This is a genomic window from uncultured Massilia sp. (assembly GCF_913773735.1).
In the GTDB taxonomy this organism is placed as follows: Bacteria; Pseudomonadota; Gammaproteobacteria; order Burkholderiales; family Burkholderiaceae_D; genus Telluria.
In genome coordinates this window covers 1-7,075 of sequence record NZ_CAJYEB010000045.1, presented here as the reverse complement: position 1 = coordinate 7,075, position 7,075 = coordinate 1, and the positions used below count along the sequence as shown (strand labels likewise).

General features: G+C 67.9%; 7 protein-coding genes. 6 read left to right on the top strand and 1 reads right to left on the bottom strand.

All coding sequences use genetic code 11. From position 1 onward, the window contains the following. Nucleotides 1–423 (bottom strand): MarR family winged helix-turn-helix transcriptional regulator (locus tag QZ749_RS23390; RefSeq protein WP_296952229.1); only part of this gene is annotated, 423 nt, incomplete at its 3' end. A gap of 90 nt (nucleotides 424–513) precedes the next feature. On the opposite strand from QZ749_RS23390, the gene QZ749_RS23385 reads away from it, so the two are divergent. The 6 genes from QZ749_RS23385 to QZ749_RS23360 all read left to right on the top strand — a co-directional run bounded on the left by QZ749_RS23385 (nucleotide 514) and on the right by QZ749_RS23360 (nucleotide 6,867). Then, nucleotides 514–1,347, top strand: coding sequence for a p-hydroxycinnamoyl CoA hydratase/lyase (locus QZ749_RS23385; protein WP_296952226.1), 834 nt, complete (start codon nucleotides 514–516; stop codon nucleotides 1,345–1,347). 99 nt (nucleotides 1,348–1,446) lie between these two features. After that, entirely contained in the window at nucleotides 1,447–2,889 is a 1,443-nt protein-coding gene (locus QZ749_RS23380; protein ID WP_296952223.1) for an aldehyde dehydrogenase, read from the top strand. A gap of 12 nt (nucleotides 2,890–2,901) precedes the next feature. Next, nucleotides 2,902–4,761 carry a feruloyl-CoA synthase gene (locus QZ749_RS23375; RefSeq protein WP_296952220.1) on the top strand — a complete coding sequence of 620 codons (1,860 nt, stop codon included), beginning with the start codon at nucleotides 2,902–2,904 and terminating at the stop codon, nucleotides 4,759–4,761. A 40-nt stretch (nucleotides 4,762–4,801) separates the two neighbouring features. Then, the gene (locus tag QZ749_RS23370) at nucleotides 4,802–5,968 is read left to right on the top strand and encodes an ABC transporter substrate-binding protein (protein ID WP_296952217.1); all 1,167 of its coding nucleotides are present in this window, start codon (nucleotides 4,802–4,804) and stop codon (nucleotides 5,966–5,968) included. 179 nt (nucleotides 5,969–6,147) lie between these two features. Next, nucleotides 6,148–6,348 (top strand): DUF4148 domain-containing protein, encoded by a 201-nt coding sequence (locus QZ749_RS23365; RefSeq protein WP_296952214.1) that lies wholly within the window; start codon nucleotides 6,148–6,150, stop codon nucleotides 6,346–6,348. A gap of 3 nt (nucleotides 6,349–6,351) precedes the next feature. Next, nucleotides 6,352–6,867 (top strand): MarR family winged helix-turn-helix transcriptional regulator, encoded by a 516-nt coding sequence (locus tag QZ749_RS23360; RefSeq protein ID WP_296952211.1) that lies wholly within the window; start codon nucleotides 6,352–6,354, stop codon nucleotides 6,865–6,867. Nucleotides 6,868–7,075 lie beyond the last annotated feature (208 nt).

Here is a 7,075-nt window from a genome sequence, read left to right as displayed (position 1 = left end):
CGCCTGCCGCTGCGCGCGGCCGTCCTTGCCGAGATCGGCGAACATCAGGTTTTCCACTTCCAGCACGCGCACGTCGCCGTCGCCCAGGATGGCCTCGCCGGCCGCCGTCAGGCTGATCCGGATGATGCGCCCGTGCGCCGGATCGGGCTGGCGCGCGATCCACCCCTTCGCTTCCATCTGCTTGACCATCTCGTTGGCCGATTGCGGGGACGTCATCGTGCGCGTGGCCAGCTGCGCGTTCGACAGCGCGCCGTGGGCGCGGAACACCGACAGCGCCGTGTACTGCGGCACCGTCATGCCCACCGGCGCCAGCACGTCGCGCAGGCGCTGGCCCAGCACGTGGTCGAGGCGCCCGACCAGGTAGGCCAGGCCGGTCGGGGCGGGCGGCGTGGAAGGCGGTGCAGGTTTTTTTTCGATGGCCATAAAAGATGCTTGTCACGGAAAACAGGTGCGTATAGTATAAAACGCATATCAGGTAGCCTGATAATAAATCGACGAACGAGGAGACATTGTATGTCCAAATACGAAGGACGCTGGCAGACCGTCAAGGTCGACGTGGAGAACGGCATCGGCTGGATCACGCTGAACCGGCCGGAAAAGCGCAATGCGATGAGCCCGACCCTGAACCGCGAGATGATCGACGTGCTCGAGACGCTCGAGCTGGACGACGACGCCCAGGTCGTCGTGCTGACCGGCGCCGGCGAAGCCTGGACCGCCGGCATGGACCTGAAGGAATACTTCCGCGAGACCGACGGCAAGCCGGAGATCATGCAGGAGCGCATGCGGCGCGACTGTTCGCAGTGGCAGTGGAAGCTGCTGCGCATGTACAGCAAGGCGACCATCGCCATGGTCAACGGCTGGTGCTTCGGCGGCGCGTTTTCGCCGCTGGTGGCCTGCGACCTGGCGATCGCGGCCGACGAGGCTGTGTTCGGCCTGTCCGAAGTCAACTGGGGCATCCCGCCGGGCAACCTGGTCAGCAAGGCCGTGGCCGACACCATGGGCCACCGCCAGGCGCTGCACTACATCATGACTGGCGATACCTTCACCGGCAAGGAAGCGGCCGCCATGGGCCTGGTCAACAAGAGCGTGCCGCGCGAGCAACTGCGCGACGCCGTCGTCGAACTGGCCGGCAAGCTGCTGGAAAAGAACCCGGTCGTGCTGCGCTACGCCAAGGTCGGCTTCAAGCGCTGCCGCGAACTGACCTGGGAACAGGGCGAGGACTACCTGTACGCGAAGACCGACCAGTCGAACTACCGCGATCCGGAAAAAGGCCGCAAGGAAGGCTTGAAGCAGTTCCTGGACGACAAGACGATCAAGCCGGGCCTGCAGGCCTACAAGCGCGGCTGAACCGCGCGCCGGCAATACCTGTTGCACAATAAGAACAATAACGGCGGCGCCCACGATGGCAGCCGCCGGCCCCTATCCAGTCAACACGAGGAGACCTCCATGTTCCACGCAGACCTGCTGTGCGGCGGGCAAGCCCGCGCCGCCGCGAACGGCGCCACCTTCGACCGCATCAATCCCGCCACCGGCGCCGTCGCCTCGCGCGCCGCCGCCGCCACCCTGGACGACGTCGACGCCGCCGCGGCCGCCGCGCGCGACGCCTTCCCGGCCTGGTCCGCCATGGCGCCCGGCGAGCGCCGCGCCCTGCTGCTCAAGGCCGCCGACCAGATCGACGCGCTGCGCGGGCGGTTCGTCGAGACCGCCGTCGAGGAAGCCGGCGGCGCGCCGATGTGGTACCACTTCAACGTGACGCTGGCCGCGAACATGCTGCGCGAAGCGGCGTCGATGACGACGCAGATCGCCGGCGAAGTCATCCCGTCCGACGTGCCCGGTTCGCTCGCGCTGGGCGTGCGCCAGGCCTGCGGCGTGGTGGTCGGCATCGCGCCCTGGAACGCGCCCATCATCCTGGGCACGCGCGCGCTGGCCATGCCGCTGGCCTGCGGCAACACGGTGATCCTGAAGGCGTCCGAAGTCTGCCCCGCCCTGCACCGCCTGATCGGCCAGGCCTTCGTCGACGCCGGCTTCCCGCCGGGCGTCGTCAACGTGATCACCAATGCGCCCGCCGACGCGGCGCAGGTGGTCGAGCGCCTGATTGCCCATCCGGCCGTACGCCGCATCAACTTCACCGGCTCGACGAAAGTGGGCCGCATCATCGCCCAGCAGGCCGCGAAGCACCTCAAGCCGGTGCTGCTGGAATTGGGCGGCAAGAACCCGCTCGTCGTGCTCGACGACGCCGACCTCGACGCCGCCGTGGAAGCGGCCGCGTTCAGCGCCTTCTTCAACCAGGGCCAGATCTGCATGTCGGCCGACCGCATCCTGGTCGACCGCAAGGTGGCCGACCGGTTCATCGAGAAATTCACGGCCAAGACCGCGACGCTGAAGGCGGCGCGCAGCGACGCGCCGCTGGCGGGCATGGTCGACCCGGCCGCCGCCGCGCGCGTGGACGCCATGCTGCAGGATGCGCGCGCGCGCGGCGCCAGCGTGGTGCAGGCCGGCGGCGTCGACGGCAACATCATGCAGCCGGCCATCGTCGACGGCGTCACGCCCGAGATGCTGGTCTACCAGGAAGAGTCGTTCGGCCCGATCGTCTCGGTGCTGCGCTTCGACGGCGACGAGGAAGGCATCCGCCTGGCCAACGACAGCGAATACGGCCTGTCCTCGGCCGTGTTCAGCCGCGACGTGGGCCGCGCCATGGCCGTGGCGCGCCGCATCGAATCCGGCATCTGCCACATCAACGGTCCCACCGTGCACGACGAGGCGCAGATGCCGTTCGGCGGCGTCAAGGGCAGCGGCTACGGCCGCTTCGGGGGCAAGGCGGCGATCGCCGAGTTTACCGACCTGCGCTGGATCACGGTGCAGACCGGGTCGCGCCACTACCCGATCTGAACGGGGACCGCCATGACCCGATCGACGATTGAGGAAGGCGGGGGCGCGAGGCGGCGGCAGGTCGATATCGGCAATCCCGAGATCGCGGCCTACCAGGTGGACGGCGTCTGGCACCTCGACGCCGTCACCCCGCTCGCCCCGGTGCCGGCGCGCTTCACCGACCGCCTGCAGGAGGGCGCGCGCGCGCATCCCGAGCGCACGCTGGTGGCGCAGCGCGGGCCGGACGGCCAGTGGATCCGCCTGTCCTACGCCGACGCCCTGCAGCGCGCGCGCCGCATCGGCCAGGCCCTGCTCGACCGCGGCCTGTCGGTCGAGCGGCCGCTGGCCATCTTGTCCGGCAACGACCTCGAACACTTCCAGCTGGCGCTCGGCGCCATGTATGCCGGCATCCCGTACGCGCCGCTGTCGCCGGCTTATTCGCTGGTCGCCACCGACCCGTCCAAGCTGGCCGACCTGGTGGCGCAGCTGACCCCGGGCGCCCTGTTCGCCGCCGACGGCGACGCGTTCGCGCGCGCCATCCGGGCCGTGATGCCGGAAGGCGCCGAACTGATCCTGTCCCGCGGCGAGGTCGCCGGCCAGCCGGCCACGCGCTTCGCCGCGCTGCTCGAGACGGCGCCGGCAGACGTGGATGCGCGCCATGCCGGCGTCGGCCCGGACACCATCGCCAAGTTCCTGTTCACCTCCGGCTCGACCAAGAAGCCGAAGGCCGTGATCACCACCCACGGCATGCTCTGCCACAACCAGCAGATGCTGTTGCAGACCTTCCCGTTCTTCGGCCAGGAGCCGCCGGTGCTGCTCGACTGGCTGCCCTGGAACCATACCTTCGGCGGCAGCCACAACGTCGGCATCGTGCTGTACAACGGCGGCACGCTGTACATCGACGACGGCCGCCCGACCGCGCGCGACTTCGGCGCGACCGTGCGCAACCTGCGCGAGATCGCGACCACGGTCTACTTCAACATCCCGGCCGGCTGGGAGATGCTGACCGAGGCGCTGGAGCGCGACGCCGCGCTGGCCGACGTGTTCTTCTCGCGCGTGAAGCTGTTCTTCTGCGCCGGCGCCGGCCTGTCGCAATCGGCCTGGGAGCGCCTGGACGCGGTGGCCGTGCGCTGCTGCGGCGAGTCGATCCGCATCATGACCGGCCTGGGGATGACGGAGACGTCGCCGTCGAGCACCTTCGGCACCGGCCCGATCGTCAAGGCCGGCTACGTCGGCGTGCCGGCGCCCGGCTGCCGGGTCAAGCTGGTGCCGGTGGGCGACAAGCTGGAGGCCCGCTTCGCCGGGCCCCACGTGATGCCCGGCTACTGGCGCGCGCCCGAGCTGACGGCCGCCGCCTTCGACGCCGACGGTTACTACTGCACCGGCGACGCGCTGCGCTTCGTCGACCCCGCGCAGCCGGCGCTGGGCTGCATGTTCGACGGCCGCATCGCCGAGGACTTCAAGCTCGCCTCGGGCACCTTCGTCAGCGTCGGGCCGCTGCGCGCGCGCGTGATCAGCATGGGCGCGCCCTACGTGCAGGACGCGGTGGTCACGGGCATCAACCGTCCGGTCATCGGGCTGCTGGTGTTCCCGCGCATGGACCATTGCCTGACGCTGTCCGGGCTGCCCGCGGGCACGCCTGCGGCCGAGGTGCTGGCGAGCGGGCCGGTGCGCGCCTTCTTCCAGGACCTGCTGCGCGAACTGAACCGCGATTGCGGCGGCTCGTCGAAGCGCGTGGACCGCCTGCTGCTGCAGGCCGAGCCACCCTCGATCGACCAGCGCGAGCAGACCGACAAGGGTTCGATCAACCAGGCCGCGGTGCTGCTGCGCCGCGCCGCGCTGGTCGACGCGATGTACGACGGCACGGATCCGCGCACGATCCATGCGGACTGACCCACTGTAGCGGCACCAACGACAACAACGAGGAGACGACATGAAACTGAAGACACTGGCGTGCATCGGACTCGCCTTCCTGCCGTTCGCCGGCGCGCATGCGCAGGGCGACGACACCATCCGCATCGGCGTGATCGCCGCGCTGACCGGGCCCTTCGTCAACATCGGCAAGCCCTTCGAGGACGGCATCAAGACCTGGATGGCGCAGCACGGCGACAAGGTGGCCGGCAAGAAGATCGAGATCCTGTACCGCGACGACGGCGGCAGCAACGTCGAGCTGTCCAAGCGCGCGGCCCAGGAACTGGTCGGGCGCGAGAAGGTCAATTTCCTGATCGGCTTTTCGCTGACGCCGAGCGCGCTGGCGGTGGCGCCGGTGGCCACCCAGGGCAAGGTGCCGATGATCGTGATGAACGCGGTCACCACCGGCATCACGGCCAAGTCGCCATACATGCTGCGCACGTCGATGACCATGCAGCAGATGACCGAACCGTTCGGCGACTGGACCGCCAAGAACAAGATCGGCAAGGTGTATTCGCTGGTGACCGACTACAGCACCGGCCTGGACGCCGAGGCGCGCTTCACCAAGGGGCTCACGGCCGGCGGCGGCAAGGTGGTCGGCTCGGCGCGCGTGCCGCTGGCCAATCCGGATTATTCGCCGTTCGTCCAGCGCATCAAGGACCAGAAGCCGGACGCCGTGTTCTTCTTCGCGCCGGGCGTCGAGGATGGCGTCGGCATGCTCAAGGCCTACAGCGACAAGGGGCTGGACAAGGCCGGCATCAAGTTCCTGGGCGTGGGCGACATGACCAGCGACACGCCGACGCTGGAAGCGCTGGGCGAACGCGCGCTGGGCGCCGTCACGGTGCTGAACTACTCGACGGCGCTCGACAACGAGGCCAACAAGGCCTTCCTGAAGGCCTATGCCGCCGCCAATCCGAACCGGCCGGCGCCGACCTTCGTCACCGTCGCCGCGTATGACACGATGGGCATGATCTACGAGACCATCCGCAAGCTGGACGGCAAGGTCACGGGCGACCAGGCCGTCAAGGTCCTGTCCGGGATGAAGTGGAACAGCCCGCGCGGACCGATCAGCATCGATCCGAAATCGCGCGACATCGTGCAGAACATGTACATCCGCGAGGTCAAGAAGGTAAACGGCAAGCTGGTCAACGAGCCGATCGGCGTCCTCAAGGACGTCATGCCCGAATAACCCCGCCTGCTTTCCCGGGCCCGCCGTGCGCGGGCTTTTTTTTATCGTTGCGGCAACGCGCGTGCGTGCCGCCGCTGCTTTGCGAGGATTTACTTTACAAATGAAATATTCAGGACTAAACTTTGTTCAGGGTACAGACATTGGCCTGGCCCACCTCCCTTTATTCGATGGTGAACGACATGAACAAGACATTCCTGATCCCCGTAGTGCTGGCCGCCCTGGTGGCCGGCTGTGCTTCCACCGACACCGTGGCGAGCAGCGACCCGGTGCGCGCGCGCGTCCAGGCCGAGCTGGCGCAGGCCAGGGCCGACGGCACCCAGCCGTTGACCGAAGCGGCCTACGTCTATCCGAACTGGACCGCGTCGCACAAGGCACCGTAACGCATGGCCGATAGGACGCCGACGAGCAGCTTCTGCTCGACCGAACAGCGATTGCAGCGCGTCCAGGCGCGCGTGCCCGGTTTTCCCTACGTGCAGATGCGCCTGGTGCGCATGACCTATCGCTTGCAGAAGACGTTGCGCGACAAGACCAATGCCGCCCTCAAGAAGTACGCGCTGGGCGATACCCATTACCTGGTCCTGGCGATCCTGTACGGCAGCCTCGACGAGACGTCGACGGCGACGGAACTGAGCGAGGCCTGCAACGAAAAGCCGGCCAACCTGACGCGCGTCTGCGACGAACTCGCGGCCAAGGGCTTCATCCGGCGCAGTCCGAAACCGGGCGATCGCCGCGCGGTGATGATTTCCCTGTGCGATCCGGGCCGCAGCCTGATCGAACAGATCCTGCCCGAGGTCTCGGCCGACGTCACGTCCGGCTATGCTTCCCTGACGCCGGCGGAGCTGGAGCAGCTGGCCAGCCTGACGGCGCGCGTGCTCGACGAGATCGACCGCTGCGACTAGACCTCCCGTCACTTGCCCAGGCGCAAGCGTGCCCCCGGCATGCTTGCGCCGATTTTCATGCGCCCTGCAGTCTTGCGTGTCCCCCAACGCAAAAAGCCCGCTCCAGGTCACTGGAGCGGGCTTTCGCTTAATAACTAGCCTGACGATAACCTACTTTCACACTGGTTGCAGCACTATCATCGGCGCAAAGTCGTTTCACGGTCCTGTT